The sequence below is a fragment of the Streptomyces sp. L-9-10 genome (assembly GCF_004151105.1).
Taxonomy (GTDB): Bacteria; Actinomycetota; Actinomycetes; order Streptomycetales; family Streptomycetaceae; genus Streptomyces.
In genome coordinates, this window is sequence record NZ_PHRF01000099.1 from 1 (window position 1) to 18,758 (window position 18,758).

An 18,758-nucleotide genomic window follows, 5' to 3' on the forward strand; every position below is an offset into this window, starting at 1 on the left:
CACCCCCCGGGCCATACCTTCAACAGGGGGGAGCAGTCATGCCGGTCCCGGAGGCCGGGAGCCCCATTGCGGAACCACGAAAAAGGTAATGGGGGGGGCGGTCCGACGGCGGCCTTCGCGCCGTGAACCGTCCGGACCCCTCGGCCGGATCCCGTGCTTCTGTGTGTGCTCCCGCGCTCGCGCTCGCGCGCGTCAGCTCGCGGTGGGCCGGCGCCTGCGGGTCGCGGAGACCAGGCTCGCCCCCGCGATGACGGCGGCTCCGGCGACCCCGACGACGACGGACGGGGTGGGGCCCGTGGCGGCCAGCGTTCCGTCGGGCTCACCGCCCGCCGCCCGGGACCGGGCGGCATCGAGGATCAGGTCGGTGACGGCCCTGGGATGGGCGAGCATGGCGAGGTGCGGGGCATTGATCTCGACGGTATGAGATCCGGCCCGCTTGGCCTCGAAGCGCTCCAGCTCGGGGGAGATGGTCTTGTCCTGGCTGGAGACGAGGGCCCAGGAGGGGATGGTCTTCCAGGCGGCGGGTCCGGCCGTGTCGGCGAACGCCTGGGCGGCGATGGGGCGTTGCGTCGCCGCCAGTACCGCGGTGGTGGCCTCGGGCAGCGAGGCGGCGAACACCGGCCGGAACCGCTCGGGCTTGATGTAGAGATCGATGGCGGTGGAGCCGTCCGGCTGCGTGAACGGTACGGAGTTCGTGGCCGTACCGAGTTCGCTGCCCGGGAACTTCGCCGACAGGACGGAGAGGACCTCGCCCTTGTCGGGCATCAGCGCGTTGATGTAGACGAGCGCCTTGACGTGCGGATTGCCGACCGCGGCGCCGCTGATCACCGCGCCGGCGTAGGAGTGGGCGACCAGGACGATGGGGCCCTTGATGCTTCTGAGGACGCTGGCTATGTAGGCCGCGTCGCTGTGCAGGCCCCGCAGCGGATTGGCGGGCGCCATGACGCGGTAGCCGTCGTTCTGGAGGTTCGGGACGACCTCGCCCCAGCTCGACGCGTCGGCGAAGGCGCCGTGCACCAGCACGATCGTCGGTTTGGCGGCGGTGACGCCACGGGACGCCGAGTGGTCGGCGGCAGCGGCGGCGTCGGCGGCGGGTATGGCGTTGACGAGCGCCGTCGCGGTGAACATCGCGGCGAGGGCGCACGCGTGGTGCGAACGTATCCGGGGGCCGGAACGTGAACCTCTCCTCGGGCCCGGACGCGAACGAGTCCGCCGCCCGGGAGTGGATGGCATGGCCATGTCTCTCTCCTCTGCTGAAACGGGTGAGGGCGAGTCGACATCAGTGTGTTCACGCCCTGCCGAGGGGGCGCGCGGTGACGGGCATGCGGGTGAACGGGGCGCGGGCGGGCGCGATCACGCTCCCGACGTCAGTTCGTGGGCCAGGGCCACGAGATGGGGGATCGCCGGATGCGCGGCGCCCTCGCGCCAGACCAGGAAGACCTGGAGCGGCGGGGCGTCGGGCAGGGGGAGGTAGGCGACCCCGGGGTGGGGGTGCACGGCGGCCGTCGAGGCGCCCGTGACGCCGATGCCGCGCGCCGCCGCGATGGTCGTCAGCCAGTCGTCGGTGTTGGAGACCGTGACGGTGGCCGAGGGACCCGCGCCCGGCGGCCACAGCGCCGGACTCGTCGTGCCCGAGACCCGGTTGACGATCAGCGGTTCCGCCACCAGGTCCGCGAGCGTCAGGGACGGGCGCGCGGCCAGCGGTCCGTCGGCCGGGACCGCCGCGATCCGGGCCTCGGTGAAGAGCAGCTCCGTGACCAGTCCCGGGGTCTCCACCGGGCCGCGCAGCAGCGCCGCGTCGACCTCGCCCCGCGCCAGCCCGGCCGTACGGTCGTCGATCCGCAGCAGTTCGAGCGGGGTCCCGGGCCGCTCCCGCTCCCAGCGACGCAGCAGCGGCGTGGTGTACGGGCCGAAGGCCGACCACGCGTGGCCGAGCCTGAGCGGCCTGCGGCGCAGCCGCTCGGCGTCGAGGGCGTCGTCGAACGCGGCGACGGCCGAGGCCGCCCGCTCGCGGAAGGCGCGCCCCTCGGCGGTGAGGGCGAGATGGTGGGTGGAGCGCTCCGCGAGCCGTACGCCGAGATGCTTCTCCAGAGCGGCGAGGGTGCGGGAGACGGCGGGCTGCGTGAGATGCAGCCGGGCCGCCGCCCGGGTCACGCTGGACTCCTCGGCGATGGCGAGGAAGCAGCGGAGATGGCGCAGCTCGATGCTCATGCGCCCGGAGCATAACGGCAGTCCAATCGGTATTTCACGGGGTGGACTCCAGGGCCGTAGCGTGACTGCGGGACATGGCTCGAATGGGCGTCACCAAAGTGCAGTATGTTGGACCGCGAGTGCATTGAAGCGAACTGAGGGAGGGATCCGGTGGAAGAGCCGCGTACCGCTGCCGCCGCCGACGCCGCCGGCGCCACTGACGCCGCAGCGGTCGACACCGCGGCCGTCGAGGCCGCCGCCGCTGTCTCGCTGCCGGAAGCCACCGGGTCCGTCCAGGCGGCACACCCCGGCGACTCGACCGGATCCGGCCGACCCGCGCGCGGCAAGCGCGCCCTCGGACCCGTCGCCCTGGTCGTGGCGGGCGGGCTCTCCGTACAGTTCGGTGCCGCCGTCGCCGTTCTGCTGATGCCCAGGACCGGCGCCCTCGGTGTCGTCTCGCTGCGGCTCGCGCTCGCCGCGATCGTGCTGCTCGCGGTCTGCCGGCCCGCCCTGCGCGGCCATTCGCGCGCCGACTGGGGCACGGTGATCGCCTTCGGTGCCGTCATGGCCGCCATGAACTGCCTCTTCTACCAGGCGGCCGACCGTATCCCGCTGGGCGCGGCCGTCACCCTGGAAGTCATCGGGCCGCTCGCGCTGTCCGTGATCGTCTCGCGGCGGCTGGTCAACCTCCTGTGGGCGGGGCTCGCGCTCGGCGGTGTGCTGCTGCTCAGTGGCGGCGGGTTCGACCGGCTCGACCCGTTGGGCACGGCGTTCGCGCTCGGGGCGGGCGCCATGTGGGCCGCGTACATAGTCTTCAGCGCGCGTACCGGCCGGCGCTTCCCGCAGGCCGACGGGCTGGCGCTGGCGATGGCGGTCGGCGCGCTGCTCGCCCTCCCGCTGGGCATCGTGGAGTCCGGCTCGAAACTGCTGGTGCCCTCCACGCTCGGGCTCGCTCTCGCGGTCGCGGTGATGTCCTCCGTCCTCCCGTACACCCTCGAACTGCTCGCCCTGCGGCGGCTGCCCGCCCCGACGTTCGCCGTGCTGATGAGTCTGGAACCGGCCATCGCGGCGACCGCCGGTTTCCTCGTCCTGGACCAGGCGCTCGCCGCCACCGACGCGCTGGCGATCGCGCTGGTCATCGTGGCGAGCATGGGTGCCGTACGGACCCAGATCGGCCGCGGGAACCCGAAGCCCGGCCCGAAGCCCGGCCCGAAGCCCGGCCCGAAGCCCGGCCCGAAGCCCGCGCCGACGCAGACCACGACCTCGGCCCGGGGCGAGGCCGGGGAAGAGACCCTGTAACAGCAAAGCAAGCACGCTTGATTGTTTCTCCGGGCGCTGCCATGCTCCGGGGCACGCACACCGCCGTGTCCCGAGGGGAGCGCATCCGTGTCCGACTCCGGCTCTGCCGCAGTGCACGACGATCCGCCCGGCGATCCGCACGAGGATCCGCACAGTGATCTGCTCGGCGATCTGCACAGCGAGAGCGAGGAACTCGACCGGCTGGTCGCCCCGCTGGAGCCCGGACGATGGCAACTCGCGACCCCGTCACCCGGCTGGTCCCTCGCCCACCAGATCGCTCATCTCACCTGGACCGACTCCGCCGCGCTGCTCGCCGTGACCGACCCGGGGGCCTTCGCCGCCGAATCCGGCAAGGCCGCCGCCGCCCCCGACACCTTCGTCGACGAGGGCGCGGCCGCCGGCGCCTTGCTCCCGCCCGCCGAACTGCTCGCCCGGTGGCGCGACGGCCGCGCGCGGCTGCACCGGGCCCTGCGCGGGGCGCCGCCCGGCGCGCGTTTCCCCTGGTACGGGCCACCGATGAGCGCCGCCTCCATGGCCACCGCACGGCTGATGGAGACCTGGGCACACGGGCAGGACATCGCGGACGCGCTCGGCGTACGGCGCGAACCGACCGCGCGGCTGCGGCATGTGGCGTGGATCGGCGTACGGGCCCGTGACTACGCCTATCTCGTCCGGGGCGCGCAGCCGCCCGCCGAACCCTTCCGCGTCGAACTGACCGGTCCTGGCGGGGAGGTGTGGACGTACGGCCCCGAGGACGCCGTCCAGCGGGTGACCGGGCCCGCGCTCGACTTCTGTCTGCTGGTGACCCAGCGGGCGCACCGCGCCGATCTCGCCGTACGGGCCGAAGGCGCCGACGCCGACGCGTGGCTGGACATCGCGCAGGCTTTCGCCGGACCGGCGGGCCCCGGCCGCGCGCCCAAGGGGGCCCGATGACGCCCCCGCCCACGCCCACGTCCACGCCCGCGCACCCGCCCGCTTCCTCGCCCGCGCAGCCGCCCGCGCCCCCGCCCGCTTCCCCGCCCGGAGTGCTGCGGATCGGGAACGCCTCCGGCTTCTACGGCGACCGCTTCGACGCGCTGCGCGAGATGCTCACGGACGGCCCGCTCGATGTCCTCACCGGTGACTATCTCGCCGAGCTGACCATGCTCATCCTCGGCAGGGACCGGCTGAAGAACCCGGACGCCGGCTATGCGAAGACATTCCTCCGGCAGCTGGAGGAGGCTCTCGGACTCGCCCACGAACGGGGCGTCAGGATCGTCACCAACGCGGGCGGGCTGAACCCGGCCGGACTCGCCGCCGCCGTACGCGCGCTGGCCGAGCGGGTGGGCGTGCCGGTACGGGTCGCCCATGTCGAGGGGGACGATCTCCTCGCCCGTGGCGGCTGGGGCAAAGGCGTCCTCACCGCCAACGCCTACCTCGGCGGCGCCGGGATCACCGCCTGCCTGCGCGCCGGAGCCGATGTCGTGGTCACCGGACGCGTGACGGACGCGGCGCTGGTGACCGGGCCCGCCGCCGCGCACTTCGGCTGGGACGCAGGCGACCCCGACCGCCCCGGCGATCTCGACGCGCTCGCGGGCGCGGTCGTCGCCGGGCATGTGCTGGAGTGCGGTACGCAGGCGACCGGCGGGAACTACTCCTTCTTCACCCGGCACGACGTTCGGCGGCCCGGCTTCCCGCTCGCCGAGATCCACGCCGACGGCTCGGCGGTCATCACCAAGCACGACGGCACGGGCGGGGTGGTCGACCTCGGTACGGTCACCGCGCAGCTGCTGTACGAGACCGGCGGCGCCCGGTACGCGGGACCCGACGTCACCGCGCGCCTCGACACCGTACGGCTGGACCAGGAAGGCCCCGACCGCGTCAGGATCTCCGGCGTACGGGGCGAGCCGCCGCCCCCGGCCCTCAAGGTCGGCCTCAACCGGCTCGGCGGCCTGCGCAACGAGATCGTCTTCGTCCTCACCGGCCTCGACATCGACGCCAAGGCCCGGCTGGTGCGCGGTCAGGTGGAGGACGCGCTCGCCGGACGGCGCCCCGCCGAGGTCCGCTGGGAGCTGGCCCGTACGGACCGGCCGGACGCGGACACCGAGGAGACCGCCAGCGCCCTGCTGCGTCTCGTCGTGCGCGACAGCGATCCGGAGGTGGTGGGCCGGGCGGTCAGCGGGGCGGCGGTCGAGCTGGCGCTCGGCAGCTACCCCGGGTTCCATGTGACCGCCCCGCCGGGCAAGGGCGTGCCGTACGGGGTCTTCGAGGCGGCGTACGTGGACGCGTCCGAGGTCGCCCACACGGCCGTGCTCCCCGACGGGCGGCACGTGGCCGTGCCCGCTCCGTCACCTACGGCGGCAGGTGAGCCGGGCACCACGGCACGCGAGCCCGTCCCCGTCCCCGCGCCTCTGCCCCCGCCCCCGCTGCCCGAGCCGCTGCCCGCCGGCCTGCCCACCCGTCGCGCGCCCCTCGGCCTCGTCGTGGGCGCCCGCAGCGGCGACAAGGGCGGCGACGCCAATGTCGGTGTCTGGGCGCGGAGCGAGGACGGCTGGCGCTGGCTCGCCCATGCGCTGACGACCGACAGATTCCGTGAACTGATCCCGGAAAGCCGGGAGCTGACCGTCGTCCGCCATCTTCTGCCCCGGCTGCGGGCCGTCAACTTCACCGTCGAGGGGCTGCTCGGTGAGGGCGTCGCCGCGCAGGCCCGCTTCGATCCCCAGGCGAAGGCGCTCGGCGAGTGGCTGCGCGCCCGGCACGCCGATATCCCGGAGGTCCTGCTGTGACCGTGCTCCCCTCGGCCCTCGACACCGCGTCCCCCGACTACGGCGCCCACCGCGCCGCCATGCTCGGCAAACTCGACGAACTGGCCGCGGAGCACGCCAAAGCCCTGGCGGGCGGCGGGGAGAAGTACGTCGCCCGGCACCGGAAGCGCGGCAAGCTGCTCGCGCGCGAGCGGGTCGAGCTGCTGCTCGACCCCGACACCCCGTTCCTCGAACTGTCCCCGCTCGCCGCCTGGGGCAGCGACTACCCCGTCGGCGCGTCCATGGTCACCGGCATCGGTGTGGTCGAGGGCGTCGAGTGCCTGATCACCGCCAACGACCCGACCGTACGCGGCGGCGCCTCCAACCCGTGGACGCTGAAGAAGGCCCTGCGCGCCAACGAGATCGCCTTCGCCAACCGGCTGCCCGTCATCAGCCTGGTCGAGTCGGGCGGCGCCGATCTCCCCTCCCAGAAGGAGATCTTCATCCCCGGCGGCGCGCTCTTCCGCGACCTCACCCGGCTCTCCGCCGCCGGTATCCCCACCGTCGCGGTCGTCTTCGGCAACTCCACGGCGGGCGGCGCGTACGTCCCCGGGATGTCCGACCACACCGTCATGATCAAGGAGCGGTCGAAGGTCTTCCTCGGCGGACCGCCCCTGGTGAAGATGGCCACCGGCGAGGAGAGCGACGACGAGTCGCTCGGCGGCGCCGAGATGCACGCCCGTACGTCCGGGCTCGCGGACCACTACGCGCTGGACGAGCAGGACGCGATCCGGCGCGCGCGGCGGATCGTCGCCCGGCTCAACTGGCGCAAGGCGCAACCCGATCCCGGCCCGGCCGAGCCGCCGAAGTACGACGAGGACGAGCTGCTCGGCATCGTCCCCGGCGATCTGAAGATCCCCTTCGACCCGCGCGAGGTCATCGCCCGGATCGTGGACGGCTCGGACTTCGACGAGTTCAAACCGCTGTACGGGCCGAGCCTGGTGACCGGCTGGGCGCGGCTGCACGGTTATCCGGTGGGGGTGCTCGCCAACGCGCAGGGCGTGCTGTTCTCCGCCGAGTCGCAGAAGGCGGCGCAGTTCATCCAGCTCGCCAATCAGCGCGACATCCCGCTCGTCTTCCTGCACAACACCACCGGCTACATGGTCGGCAGGGAGTACGAGCAGGGCGGCATCATCAAGCACGGCGCGATGATGATCAACGCGGTCTCGAACTCCCGTGTCCCGCACCTGTCCGTGCTGATGGGCGCCTCGTACGGTGCCGGGCACTACGGCATGTGCGGTCGCGCGTACGACCCGCGCTTCCTGTTCGCCTGGCCGGGCGCCAAGTCGGCGGTCATGGGCCCGCAGCAGCTCGCCGGGGTCCTGTCGATCGTGGCGCGGGCCTCGGCGGCGGTGAAGGGGCAGCCGTACGACGAGGAGGGCGACGCCGCGCTGCGCGCCATGGTGGAGCGGCAGATCGAGTCCGAGTCGCTGCCGGTGTTCCTGTCGGGGCGGCTGTACGACGACGGGGTCATCGACCCGCGTGACACCCGTACCGTCCTCGGCCTGTGCCTGTCCGCCGTCCACACCGCCCCGGTCGAGGGTGTGCGGGGCGGCTTCGGCGTCTTCCGGATGTGAGGTCGAGGTCCAGATGGTTCAGGCCCGGACGTTTCAGGCTCAGATGGTTGAGGTCCAGATGATCGAGTCCTTGCTCGTCGCCAACCGGGGCGAGATCGCCTGCCGGGTCTTCCGGACCTGCCGCGAACGGGGGATCGCCACCGTCGCGGTCCACTCGGACGCCGACGCGGGCGCGCTGCACGTACGGGAGGCGGACGCGGCCGTACGGCTGCCGGGGGCCGCGCCCGCCGACACCTATCTGCGCGGCGATCTGATCGTGAAGGCGGCGCTCGCGGCGGGCGCCGACGCGGTGCATCCCGGGTACGGCTTCCTCTCCGAGAACGCGGAGTTCGCGCGGGCCGTGCTGGACGCGGGCCTCGTCTGGGTCGGGCCGCCGCCGGGCGCGATCGAGGCGATGGCGTCCAAGACCCGGGCGAAGGAACTGATGGCGGCGGCGGGCGTACCGGTGCCGGCGCCGGTGGATCCGGCCACCGCGACCGGGGCCGATCTGCCGCTGCTGCTGAAGGCGGCGGCGGGCGGCGGTGGCCGCGGTATGCGGATCGTGCGCGAACTCGCCGCGCTGGAAGAGGAGATGAAGGCCGCCTCGGCGGAGGCGGCGTCCGCGTTCGGGGACGGAGAGGTCTTCGCCGAACCGTATGTGGAACGCGGCAGGCATGTGGAGGTGCAGATCCTGGCGGACGCGCACGGCACGGTGTGGGCGCTGGGCACCCGGGACTGCTCCCTCCAGCGCCGCCACCAGAAGGTGATCGAGGAGTCCCCGGCGCCCGGTCTCCCGGACGAGCTGCGTGCCGTACTGCGCGAGGCGGCCGTGACTGCGGCCCGAGCCGTCGGTTACCGGGGCGCGGGCACGGTCGAGTTCCTGCTCTCGCCCCAGGGGCGGCCGTACTTCCTGGAGATGAACACCCGCCTCCAGGTCGAACACCCGGTGACGGAAGAGGTGTTCGGACTTGATCTGGTGGCCCTGCAACTCGCCGTCGCGGAGGGCGCGGCGCTTCCTGCGGAGCCGCCGGCCGCCCAGGGGCACGCGGTGGAGGCACGGCTCTACGCGGAGGATCCGGCGGCGGGATGGGCGCCCCAGACGGGGCGGCTGCACGCGCTGGAGGTGCCGGGGGCCAGGGTCGGCGAGATGCCGGGGGCCGCGTCCGGGCTCGCGCCGGTGGGCCCCTCCGCGCCACGTCTGCGCGTCGACACCGGTTACACGCACGGCGACACCATCGGCGTGCACTACGACGCCCTGCTCGCCAAGGTCATCGTCTGGGCCCCCACCCGCGCCGAGGCGCTGCGCGCGCTGCGGCACACGCTGCGGCGCGCCCGGGTGCACGGCCCCGGCACCAACCGGGAACTGCTCGTACGGTCGCTCGCCCACCCCGATGTCACCGGCGGGCGGTTCGACACCGGGTTCTACGAACGCCATCTGGACGCGCTGACCGCCCCCGCCCCGGGCGAGCGGCACGCGGCCGTCGCCGCCGCGCTCGCCGACGCGGCGGCGCGTACCACCGGCGACACGCTCCCCGCGCGGCTCGGCGGCTGGCGCAACATGGCCGCCCCCGCGCAGCGCAAGACGTACGGGGAGCACGAGGTGCGCTACCGGGCCACCCGGGACGGGTTCGTCGTGGAGGCCGAGGAAGGCGAAGAAGGCGACGAGGTGCGGGCGGTCGCCCTCTCCCCTCACCGCGTCAGCCTCGAAATCGGCGGTGTCGTACGCCACTTCGACGTCCGTAGGTACGGCGACGAGGTCCATGTGGACAGCGCCGGCGGCGCGTACCGGCTGATCGCCCGGCCTCGGTTCAGCGAGACCGGCCACCGCACCCCGCCCGGATCGCTGCTCGCGCCGATGCCCGGGACCGTCGTACGGCTCGCCGCCGGGCTGGCCGAAGGCGCCCGGGTCACCGCCGGGCAGCCGCTCATCTGGCTGGAGGCCATGAAGATGGAGCACCGCGTCACCGCTCCCGCCTCCGGCACGCTCACCGCGCTCCATGCCGCCCCCGGCCACCAGGTCGAGGTCGGCGCCCTGCTCGCCGTCGTCACCGACACAGACGCACAGGACGCCCAGGAGGAATCCTCAGAATGAGCCGAAGCACCCGAAGCACCGGCAGTGGCCACAGCAGCATCATCGAGAGCGAAGAGCACACCGCACTGCGCGCCGCCGTCGCCGCCCTCGGCCGGCGCCACGGACGCGGATACGACCGCGAAACCCTCTGGCGCGAGGCGGGCAAGCTCGGCTATCTCGGCGTGAACCTCCCCGAGGAGTACGGCGGCGGAGGCGGCGGGATCACCGAACTCTCCCTCGTACTGGAGGAGTTGGGAGGAGCAGGCTGTCCGCTGCTGATGATGGTCGTCTCGCCCGCCATCTGCGGCACCGTGATCTCCCGCTTCGGTACGGACGAGCAGAAGCGGCAGTGGCTGCCCGGTCTCGCCGACGGCTCCCGCACCATGGCCTTCGGCATCACCGAACCCGACGCCGGCTCCAACTCCCACCGGATCACGACCACGGCGCGCAGGGACGGCGACGACTGGGTGCTGAACGGCCGCAAGGTCTTCATCTCCGGTGTCGACCTCGCCGACGCGACGCTCATCGTCGGCCGCACCGAGGACGCGCGGACCGGCAGCCTCAAGCCGTGCCTGTTCATCGTCCCCCGCGACACCGAGGGCTTCCACCGCTCCCCGATCGAGATGGAACTCCAGGCCGTGGAGAAGCAGTTCGAGCTGGTCCTCGACGACGTACGGCTGCCCGCCGGCGCACTCGTCGGCGACGAGGACGCCGGGCTGCTCCAGCTCTTCGCCGGGCTCAACCCCGAGCGCGTCATGACCGCCGCCTTCGCCCTCGGCATGGGCCGCTACGCGCTGGACCGGGCCGTCGAGTACGCCAGGACCCGCCAGGTGTGGAAGGAGCCGATCGGCGCCCACCAGGCCATCGCGCACCCGCTCGCCCAGGCCCATATCGAACTCGAACTCGCGCGCCTCATGATGCGGAAGGCCGCCCACCTGTACGACGCGGGCGACGACACCGGCGCGGGCGAGGCCGCCAACATGGCCAAGTACGCCGCCGGGGAAGCCTGTGTCAGGGCCGTCGACCAGGCCGTACACACCCTCGGCGGCAACGGGCTCACCCGTGAGTACGGTCTGGCGTCCCTCATCACCGCCGCCCGCGTGGCCCGGATCGCGCCCGTCAGCCGGGAAATGATCCTGAACTACGTATCCCATCAGTCCCTGGGTCTCCCCAAGTCCTACTGACGCGGAGGATCCTGTCCCTCCCAGTACGTCCAGTACGTCCACGCGTCGAAGGGGCCGTCATGGTGTTCCACAGCGAGTACGCGGATGTCCAGGCCGTCGAACGTCCCATCCACGAGGCCGTGCTCGGCCGCGCCGCCGAGTACGGCGACGCCGTCGCCCTCGTCGACGGCGCGACCGGCACGAGCATGACCTACGCCGAGCTGGACGCCTTCCACCGCCGGATCGCCGCCGCGTTCACCGACGCCGGGGTGCGCAAGGGGGACGTCCTCGCCCTGCACAGCCCGAACACCGTGGCGTATCCCGCCGTCTTCTACGCCGCCACCCGCGCCGGCGCCTCCGTCACCACCGTCCATCCCCTCGCCACGCCCGAGGAACTCGCCACCCAGCTGCGCGACTGCTCCGCCCGCTGGATCGTCACCGTCTCGCCGCTGCTCGACGCGGCCCGCCGGTCGGCCGAACTCGTCGGCGGCATCGAGGAGATCTTCGTCTGCGACCGGGCGGAGGGGCACCGCTCGATCCTGGACCTGGCGCGGTCGACGGCCCCCGAACCCGAGATCGCCATCGACCCGGCCGAGGACATCGCGGCCCTGCCGTACTCCTCGGGCACCACCGGCGTCCCCAAGGGCGTCATGCTGACCCACCGCTCGATCGCCACCAATCTCGCGCAGCTCGCACCGGTCGTGCCGATGGGGCCTGGCGACCGCATCCTCGCCGTCCTGCCGTTCTTCCACATCTACGGCCTGACCGCCCTGATGAACGCGCCGCTGCGGTACGGCGCGACGGTCGTCGTCCTGCCCCGCTTCGACCTCGACCAGTTCCTCGCCGCCATCGAGAAGCACCGCATCAACGGCCTCTACGTCGCCCCGCCCATCGTCCTCGCGCTGGCCAAACACCCGGCCGTCGCCCGGTACGACCTGTCCTCGCTCGACTACATCCTGAGCGCCGCCGCCCCGCTGGACGCCCGGCTCGCCGCCGCCTGTTCGGCCCGGCTGGGGCTCCCGCCCGTGCGCCAGGCGTACGGCATGACGGAGCTGTCGCCCGGCACGCATGCCGTGCCGCTGACCGCCCAGGACCCGCCGCCGGGCGCCGTCGGCAAGCTCCTGCCCAGTACGGAGATGCGCGTCGTCGACCTGGACGACCCGGAGAAGGACCTCGACCCCGGCGCCGAGGGCGAGATCCTCCTGCGCGGCCCGCAGGTCATGAAGGGGTATCTGGGACGGCCCGACGCCACCGCAGGACTGATCGACGGCGCGGGCTGGGTGCACACCGGCGATGTCGGCCGGGTGGACGCCGACGGCTGGCTCTTCGTCGTCGACCGGGTCAAGGAGCTGATCAAGTACAAGGGGTTCCAGGTCGCCCCCGCCGATCTGGAGGCGCTGCTGCTCACCCATGAGCGCATCGCGGACGCGGCGGTGATCGGTGTCCTCGACGAGGACGGCAACGAGGTGCCCAAGGCATACATTGTTCGCCAGTCGGGTGCGGACGTGCTCACGCAGGAGGACGTCATGGCGTTCGTCGCCGAACGCGTCGCCCCGTACAAGAAGGTCCGCCGGGTCGAATTCGTCGGAGGCGTACCCCGCGCCGCCTCCGGAAAGATCCTCAGACGTGAACTGAGAGACCGGGAAGCGCGGGACCGCGAGAGGAAGAACACGTGACGCAGACGCAGCCACCGGCGTCCAAGCCCGTGCTGGTCACCACGGCGCACGAACGGGGCATCACCACCCTGACCCTGGACTCACCGGCGAACCGCAACGCCCTGTCGGCGCGGCTCGTCGACGCGCTCGGCGACGCCCTCACGGCCTGCGCCGAGGACCCCGCCGTACGGGCCGTGCTGCTCACCCACACCGGCACCACCTTCAGCGCGGGCGCCGACCTGAAGGAACCGGCCAACCCGTACACCTTCATCGCCCTCATGCGGCAGATCGTCGAGCTGCCCAAGCCCGTCGTCGCGCGCGTCAGCGGCCATGTCAGGGCCGGCGGCATCGGGCTGCTCGGCGCGTGCGACATCGCCGTCGCCGACCGTACGTCCGACTTCGCCTTCACGGAGGTACGGATCGGAGTCGCCCCGGCCGTGATCTCGCTGCCGCTCCTGCCCCGCGTCGAACCGCGCGCCGCGGCCCGCTACTACCTCACCGGCGAGCGCTTCGATGCCGAGCGCGCCGCCACCGCAGGGGTGATCACCGAGGCCGCGGACGATGTGGACGCCGCGCTCGCGCCCGTACTCGACGGACTGCGCAGGGCCTCGCCGCAAGGGCTCGCCGAGTCCAAGAAGCTGCTGACGGTGGGCGTGCTGGACGCCTTCGAGCGGTACGCCGAGGACCTCGTCCAGCGCTCCGCCTCGCTCTTCGTGACGGCGGAGGCGCGCGAGGGCATCACCGCGTTCCTCGAACGGCGGGACGCCTCGTGGGTGCGATAGGGCCCGCCGGCACCACACCCCAACCCGCCGGCACCACGCCCCGATCCACCGGCACCGGTCCCAGACCCGCAGGGACCGCGCCCAAGCAGGACCGTAGCCGCGCCACCCGGCGCGGACTGCTGGAGGCCGCCGTGGCCTGCCTCGCCGAGTACGGCTGGGCGGGCTCCACCGTCGCCGTCGTCGCCGAGCGCGCGGGCGTCTCGCGCGGGGCGGCGCAGCACCACTTCCCGACCCGTGAGGACCTGTTCACGGCGGCCGTCGAGTATGTGGCCGAGGAACGGTCCACGGCGCTGCGCGCCCTGGTCCCGGCCGGGCCCGCGCACCGCCGCGCGGCGGTCGAGGGCATCGTCACGCTCTATACGGGCCCGCTGTTCCGCGCGGCGCTGCACCTTTGGGTCGCGGCCTCCGACGAGGAGCAACTGCGGCCCCGCGTCACCGAACTGGAGGCCCGGGTCGGCCGTGAGTCCCACCGGATCGCGGTCGAACTGCTGGGCGCCGACGAGTCCGTGCCCGGCGTGCGCGAGACCGTGCAGGGGCTGCTCGACATGGCGCGCGGCCTGGGCCTGGCGACGCTGCTGACGGACGACGCGCGGCGGCGGGAGCGGGTGGTGGCGCAGTGGGCGCGGATCCTGGACGGCGTGCTCGGCTGAGGGGCGCGTACAGCCCCCGTCCCGGCGGGGCTGTACGCGACGGGGGCCGCATCGCGACGGGGTGGACGGTCCCGCTCAGCGCGCGGCACGCGATCCGCTCGGAGCGTGATCCGCTCAGCGCGTGATCCGCCCGGTGCGTGATCCGCTCAGCGCGTGATCGCGTCGAACCCCTCGATCTCACGCGGGCTGCGCGTCCCCGGCCCGACGTAGCGCGCCGAAGGCCGCACCAGCCGGCCCGTGCGCTTCTGCTCCAGGATGTGCGCCGACCAGCCGGCCGTACGGGCACAGGTGAACATCGACGTGAACATGTGCGCCGGGACCTCCGCGAAGTCCAGCACGATCGCCGCCCAGAACTCGACGTTCGTCGCCAGCACCCGGTCGGGCCTGCGCGCGTGCAGCTCGTCCAGCGCGGCCTTCTCCAGCGCCTCCGCCACCTCGAACCGCGGCGCGGCCAGCTCGCGCGCCGTACGCCGCAGCACCCGGGCCCGCGGGTCCTCGGCCCGGTAGACCCGGTGCCCGAAGCCCATCAGCCGCTCGCCCCGGTCCAGGGCCCGCTTGACGTACGCCGTCGCGTCGCCCGTGCGCTCGATCTCCTCGATCATGCCGAGGACCCGCGAGGGCGCGCCGCCGTGCAGCGGTCCCGACATCGCGCCGACGGCACCCGACAGGGCGGCCGCGACATCGGCGCCGGTGGACGCGATGACCCGGGCGGTGAAGGTGGAGGCGTTCATTCCGTGCTCGGCGGCCGATGTCCAGTAGGCGTCCACGGCCCGCACATGCCGCGGGTCGGGCTCACCGCGCCAGCGGATCATGAAGCGTTCGACGACGGACTCGGCCTTGTCGATCTCCCGCTGCGGCACCATCGGCAGCCCCTGGCCGCGGGCCGACTGGGCGACGTACGAGAGCGCCATCACCGCGGCACGCGCCAGATCGTCACGGGCCGTCCGCTCATCGATGTCGAGAAGCGGTTTCAGTCCCCACACGGGCGCGAGCATGGCCAGCGCGGACTGCACATCGACCCGGATGTCACCGGAGTGGACCGGGATCGGGAACGGCTCGGCGGGCGGCAGACCGGGCGCGAACGCCCCGTCGACCAGCAGCCCCCACACATTGCCGAAGGAGACCTGGCCGACCAGGTCCTCGATATCGACGCCGCGGTAGCGGAGCGAGCCGCCCTCCTTGTCCGGTTCGGCGATCTCCGTCTCGAACGCGACGACCCCTTCGAGTCCGGGGACGAACGAGGGGTCCAAGGAGGTGTCGGAAGCGGACATCAGGCGGCTCCTCTGAGGTGGGGGTGGACTTCGGCGGCTCGGTCACCCCGGTGGATGCCCCCCGAGGCAGCGGTCAGGGAGGCGGGAACGTCCGGGAGGCAGGAACGATAGCCCCTGGTGTACGAAGGCCACAGTGGTCTGCCCCAAGATTTTGGCGGGTTCCTCCGATGCGGGGAAGCGTGATAACCGGCACACTGCCAGACTTTCTTCCCGGTGGATTAGCGGCACCCGGTGCCGGGGAAACTGGCCCTGCGGCAGGATGACCGCGTGCCCTACGAGACCCCGGATCACGTCGATCCCGCCGACCCTGACGACCCCGCCGCCATGCGTGAGCAGTACCGCACCACTCCGCTTCTGGAGCAGGACCTCGCACCCGCTCCGGCCGACCAGTTCGCCCGCTGGTTCAAGGAGGCCGTGGCCGGCGACCTGCACGAGCCGAACGCGATGGTCGTCTCGACGGCCACCCCCGACGGCCGGCCCTCCGCGCGCACGGTGCTGCTGAAGGCGTACGACGACCGGGGCTTCGTCTTCTTCACGAACTACACGTCCCGCAAGAGCGGCGAGATCGAGGCGAACCCCTCCGTCTCCCTGCTCTTCCCGTGGCACCCCATGGCCCGCCAGATCATCATCACGGGCACCGCCGCGCGCACCGGCCGCGACGAGACAGCGGCGTACTTCCGCACCCGCCCCCACGGCTCCCAGCTGGGCGCCTGGGCCAGCGACCAGTCCAGCCCGATCGCCTCCCGTGAGGAACTGCTCCACCGCTACGACGAGCTGGCGTCCCGCTATCCGGAGGGCGAGAGCGTACCGGTGCCTCCGCACTGGGGCGGCTACCGCGTCACACCGGAGACCGTCGAGTTCTGGCAGGGCCACGAGAACAGGCTCCACGACCGGCTGCGCTACGTACGCGACGGGGACGGCTGGCGGGTGGAGCGGCTCTGCCCGTAGATCTCGCGGGATCCGCGGGACCTCTACGGGTCCCGCGGACCGGGCACCGGCCGGAGAACCGGCGGGAAAAGCAGAACCCCGCGGGCTCGGGTTCCTCCGAAGAGGAGCCGGCCGGACGTACCGGCGAGCCCGCGGGGCGGTGACTGCTGTGGATTGGGCCGGCGGTTACCGGCTCCGCACTGAGTGCGACAACGGGCCGTCAGCCCGCAGCCACCTCACGAGTCCGGAAAGAAATCACTTCCGAATCACCTCCTTTCAGTGTGTGTCACACCTTAGGAGGGCCCCCGGAGACTCTCAAGCGAATTTCGTGGGGGAGTTTCCCGGGGGATTTCCGCTACGCGCTCAAAGGAAGCCGGGTACGCTCGTATGCGTGTCCCTCGTCGAAACCCTGATCGATGGCCCATGGCGTGTGGTGGCCGGTGTGCGGGACTGCTTTTGGGGTGCGACGATTTCGGGGAACCTTGTGTGTGCTGAGTCACGTTCGAGTTGAATGATCGGGCGTGCGTCAGCACAGGCGGAGACGCCCTGCAGGGGGTGCCAGGATGAGTGCTTCTCGGAGTGAGACCACCGATCCGCGCGGGCCGGACGAACCGGAGCCCGATCACGAATCGGACAGCGGTGCCGGAGTCGGCACCGGTGCGGACAGCGGGGGCGGGGCGGAGCGGGACGGGGCCGGGGCCGATCTGCTCGCGGCGCTGCTCGACGGTATGGACGCGGCCCTGTGCGCCTTCGACGCGCACGGCGTGATCACCCACTGGAACCGCGAGGCCGAGCGGATACTCGGCTGGTCCGCCGAGGAAGCCGTCGGGCGGCAGGGCTTCGCCGGATGGGCCGTGCGGACCGCCGACGCGGACGAGGTGCAGGCGCGGCTGATGGCCGTGATGGAAACGCCGGGGCGGCAGGTGGACGAGTTCGCCCTGCTGCGCAAGGACGGCGGCAGGGTGCTGATACGGACCCAGTCGTCCGGGATGCGCGGGGCGGACGGCAAGCCCGCCGGGGTCTACAGCGCCTTCAGCGAGGTTCATGAGCAGATCGATCTGGAGCGGTCCATCGCGCTCAGTGAGGCGCTCTTCGACGACGCGTCCTGGGGTGTCGTCCTCGTGGACGTCGATCTGCGGCCGACCGTCGTCAATGGCTATGCGGCGCGCGCGCTCGGTTCCGGGCGCGGCTCGGTCCTGGGCAGGCCGCTGGGCGAGCTGGTCGTCCAGGGTGTCGAGGAGCTGGAGGCCGCGCTCCACCATGTGCTCGCGGAAGGGGCGCCGAAGTCGGCCGCCGAGCTGTGGGTGTCGGTCCACGCGCCGGACGGGGAGCGGCGGCGCTGCTGGCGCAGCGGCTTTCTGCGGCTGGCGTCCCCACTGGCGGAGGAACCGGTGCCGCTGGGTGTGGGATGGATGTTCCAGGACGTGACCGAGTCGAAGCTGGCGGCGCAGGAGGCGGACCGGTTGCGGTTCCGGTCGAGCCAGCTGTACCGGGCGGGGCGCGCGGCGGCGGAGTGCGAGGACCCGATGGAGGCGGCGACGGTCTATCTGGATTTCGCGCTGGCCGGGTTCGCGGATCACGCGCTGATCGATCTGGTGGCGGAGGAGCGGCCGGACGGGGCGGCGGCTCCCGTACGGCTGGTGAGGGTGGCGGAGACGCCGTCCGGTGGCGGGTCGGGGCCGAGCATGACCGTCGAGACGGGCGGGATACCGGTGCGGTACATGACCGGGCATCCGGCGCTTCAGGCGATGGACCGCAACGGTGCGGTCCGGGCGAGCGCTCCTGGCGCGTCCGCCGCCTCCGCCGGAGCCGGTTCCGCCGCCTCCGCCGGGTCTGCGGGTTCTGCCGGGTCCGCGCCGGGTGCCGTCCCCTCCCCGGCCTGGGCGACCGCGCGGCAGTGGCCGCCTGACTCGGTGCACGCCCTGTGCACGGTGCTGCGCAGCCGGGGCCGGTCGCTGGGTGTGGTGACATTCCTGCGGGGAGCGAGCCGGGCCGCCTTCGAACGGCCGGACGCGGTGTACGCGGAGGATGTGACGATCCGCGTGGCGGCGGCCCTGGATCTCTCCGGGGTGCTGTCCGACTGACGCCCTCACGTCTGACGCCTGACGATCCGAAGCCTGACGGTGTCACCGAGGACAGACGCCCTGCCGCACGGACAGCACAGGCGGCACAGGCAGCACGGGCGGCACCGGCGACTTTCCGCACACGCCGCCGCGTGCCGCCCGCTACTGGCACATCGTCAGGACGCGCCCGCCTTGGGGCCCGTCGCCGGGCCGCCCTCCCGGAGGGACGCCGCCTCCGGGGGCAGCATCCTGACCGGTTCCGTCTCCGCGTCGTTGTGCCGCATCGCCCAGTTCTCCAGGGCGATCCGGCATGCGTGGTCGACATGGCGCAGGCCGGACAGGTCCAGC

14 protein-coding genes are annotated in these 18,758 nt (G+C 72.8%); 11 read left to right on the forward strand and 3 right to left on the reverse strand.

The genetic code is table 11. The features are described 5' to 3' along the window. Positions 1-192: 192 nt before the first annotated feature. Together CU044_RS26020 and CU044_RS26025 are read right to left on the reverse strand one after the other, a co-directional pair. A complete protein-coding gene (locus CU044_RS26020; protein ID WP_240045848.1) occupies positions 193-1,128 on the reverse strand; it encodes an alpha/beta hydrolase in 936 nt (311 codons plus the stop codon). Positions 1,129-1,353: 225 nt separating this feature from the next. Then, positions 1,354-2,211 carry a LysR family transcriptional regulator gene (locus tag CU044_RS26025; RefSeq protein WP_129771189.1) on the reverse strand — a complete coding sequence of 286 codons (858 nt, stop codon included), beginning with the start codon at positions 2,209-2,211 and terminating at the stop codon, positions 1,354-1,356. Positions 2,212-2,460: 249 nt separating this feature from the next. Here CU044_RS26025 and CU044_RS26030 point away from each other — a divergent pair, with 249 nt between their 5' ends. The 9 genes from CU044_RS26030 (at position 2,461) to CU044_RS26070 (ending at position 14,149) form a co-directional block, all read left to right on the forward strand. After that, positions 2,461-3,489: an EamA family transporter gene (locus CU044_RS26030; protein ID WP_129771197.1), complete on the forward strand. Its 1,029-nt coding sequence runs from the start codon at positions 2,461-2,463 to the stop codon at positions 3,487-3,489. Between the two features lie 87 nt (positions 3,490-3,576). Further along, on the forward strand, positions 3,577-4,422 hold the full coding sequence (locus tag CU044_RS26035; protein ID WP_240045849.1) for a TIGR03084 family metal-binding protein: 846 nt from the start codon (positions 3,577-3,579) through the stop codon (positions 4,420-4,422). Then, positions 4,419-6,254, forward strand: coding sequence for an acyclic terpene utilization AtuA family protein (locus CU044_RS26040; protein WP_129771190.1), 1,836 nt, complete (start codon positions 4,419-4,421; stop codon positions 6,252-6,254). The genes CU044_RS26035 and CU044_RS26040 overlap by 4 nt, the downstream gene beginning before the upstream one ends. After that, complete coding sequence (locus tag CU044_RS26045; RefSeq protein WP_129771191.1) at positions 6,251-7,849, forward strand: carboxyl transferase domain-containing protein; 1,599 nt, start codon at positions 6,251-6,253, stop codon at positions 7,847-7,849. Before CU044_RS26040 ends, CU044_RS26045 begins: the two co-directional genes overlap by 4 nt. 58 nt (positions 7,850-7,907) lie before the next feature. After that, on the forward strand, positions 7,908-9,920 hold the full coding sequence (locus CU044_RS26050) for a biotin carboxylase N-terminal domain-containing protein (protein ID WP_129771192.1): 2,013 nt from the start codon (positions 7,908-7,910) through the stop codon (positions 9,918-9,920). Next, positions 9,917-11,083 (forward strand): acyl-CoA dehydrogenase family protein, encoded by a 1,167-nt coding sequence (locus CU044_RS26055; RefSeq protein ID WP_129771193.1) that lies wholly within the window; start codon positions 9,917-9,919, stop codon positions 11,081-11,083. The genes CU044_RS26050 and CU044_RS26055 overlap by 4 nt, the downstream gene beginning before the upstream one ends. Positions 11,084-11,142: 59 nt before the next feature. Next, positions 11,143-12,738, forward strand: a complete 1,596-nt coding sequence (locus CU044_RS26060; RefSeq protein WP_129771194.1) for a 4-coumarate--CoA ligase family protein — start codon at positions 11,143-11,145, stop codon at positions 12,736-12,738. Further along, positions 12,735-13,499 carry an enoyl-CoA hydratase family protein gene (locus CU044_RS26065; RefSeq protein WP_240045850.1) on the forward strand — a complete coding sequence of 255 codons (765 nt, stop codon included), beginning with the start codon at positions 12,735-12,737 and terminating at the stop codon, positions 13,497-13,499. Before CU044_RS26060 ends, CU044_RS26065 begins: the two co-directional genes overlap by 4 nt. A gap of 116 nt (positions 13,500-13,615) precedes the next feature. Further along, on the forward strand, positions 13,616-14,149 hold the full coding sequence (locus CU044_RS26070; protein ID WP_240045851.1) for a TetR/AcrR family transcriptional regulator: 534 nt from the start codon (positions 13,616-13,618) through the stop codon (positions 14,147-14,149). A 146-nt stretch (positions 14,150-14,295) separates the two neighbouring features. Here the strand turns inward: CU044_RS26070 and CU044_RS26075 are convergent, their stop codons facing one another. After that, positions 14,296-15,420 (reverse strand): citrate synthase 2, encoded by a 1,125-nt coding sequence (locus CU044_RS26075; protein WP_129771195.1) that lies wholly within the window; start codon positions 15,418-15,420, stop codon positions 14,296-14,298. Positions 15,421-15,744: 324 nt separating this feature from the next. Between CU044_RS26075 and pdxH the strand changes: the two genes are divergently transcribed. Further along, positions 15,745-16,368, forward strand: coding sequence for a pyridoxamine 5'-phosphate oxidase (gene pdxH / locus CU044_RS26080; RefSeq protein ID WP_129771201.1), 624 nt, complete (start codon positions 15,745-15,747; stop codon positions 16,366-16,368). A gap of 542 nt (positions 16,369-16,910) precedes the next feature. Next, on the forward strand, positions 16,911-18,431 hold the full coding sequence (locus tag CU044_RS26085; protein WP_129771196.1) for a PAS domain-containing protein: 1,521 nt from the start codon (positions 16,911-16,913) through the stop codon (positions 18,429-18,431). The last annotated feature ends 327 nt before the right edge of the window (positions 18,432-18,758 follow it).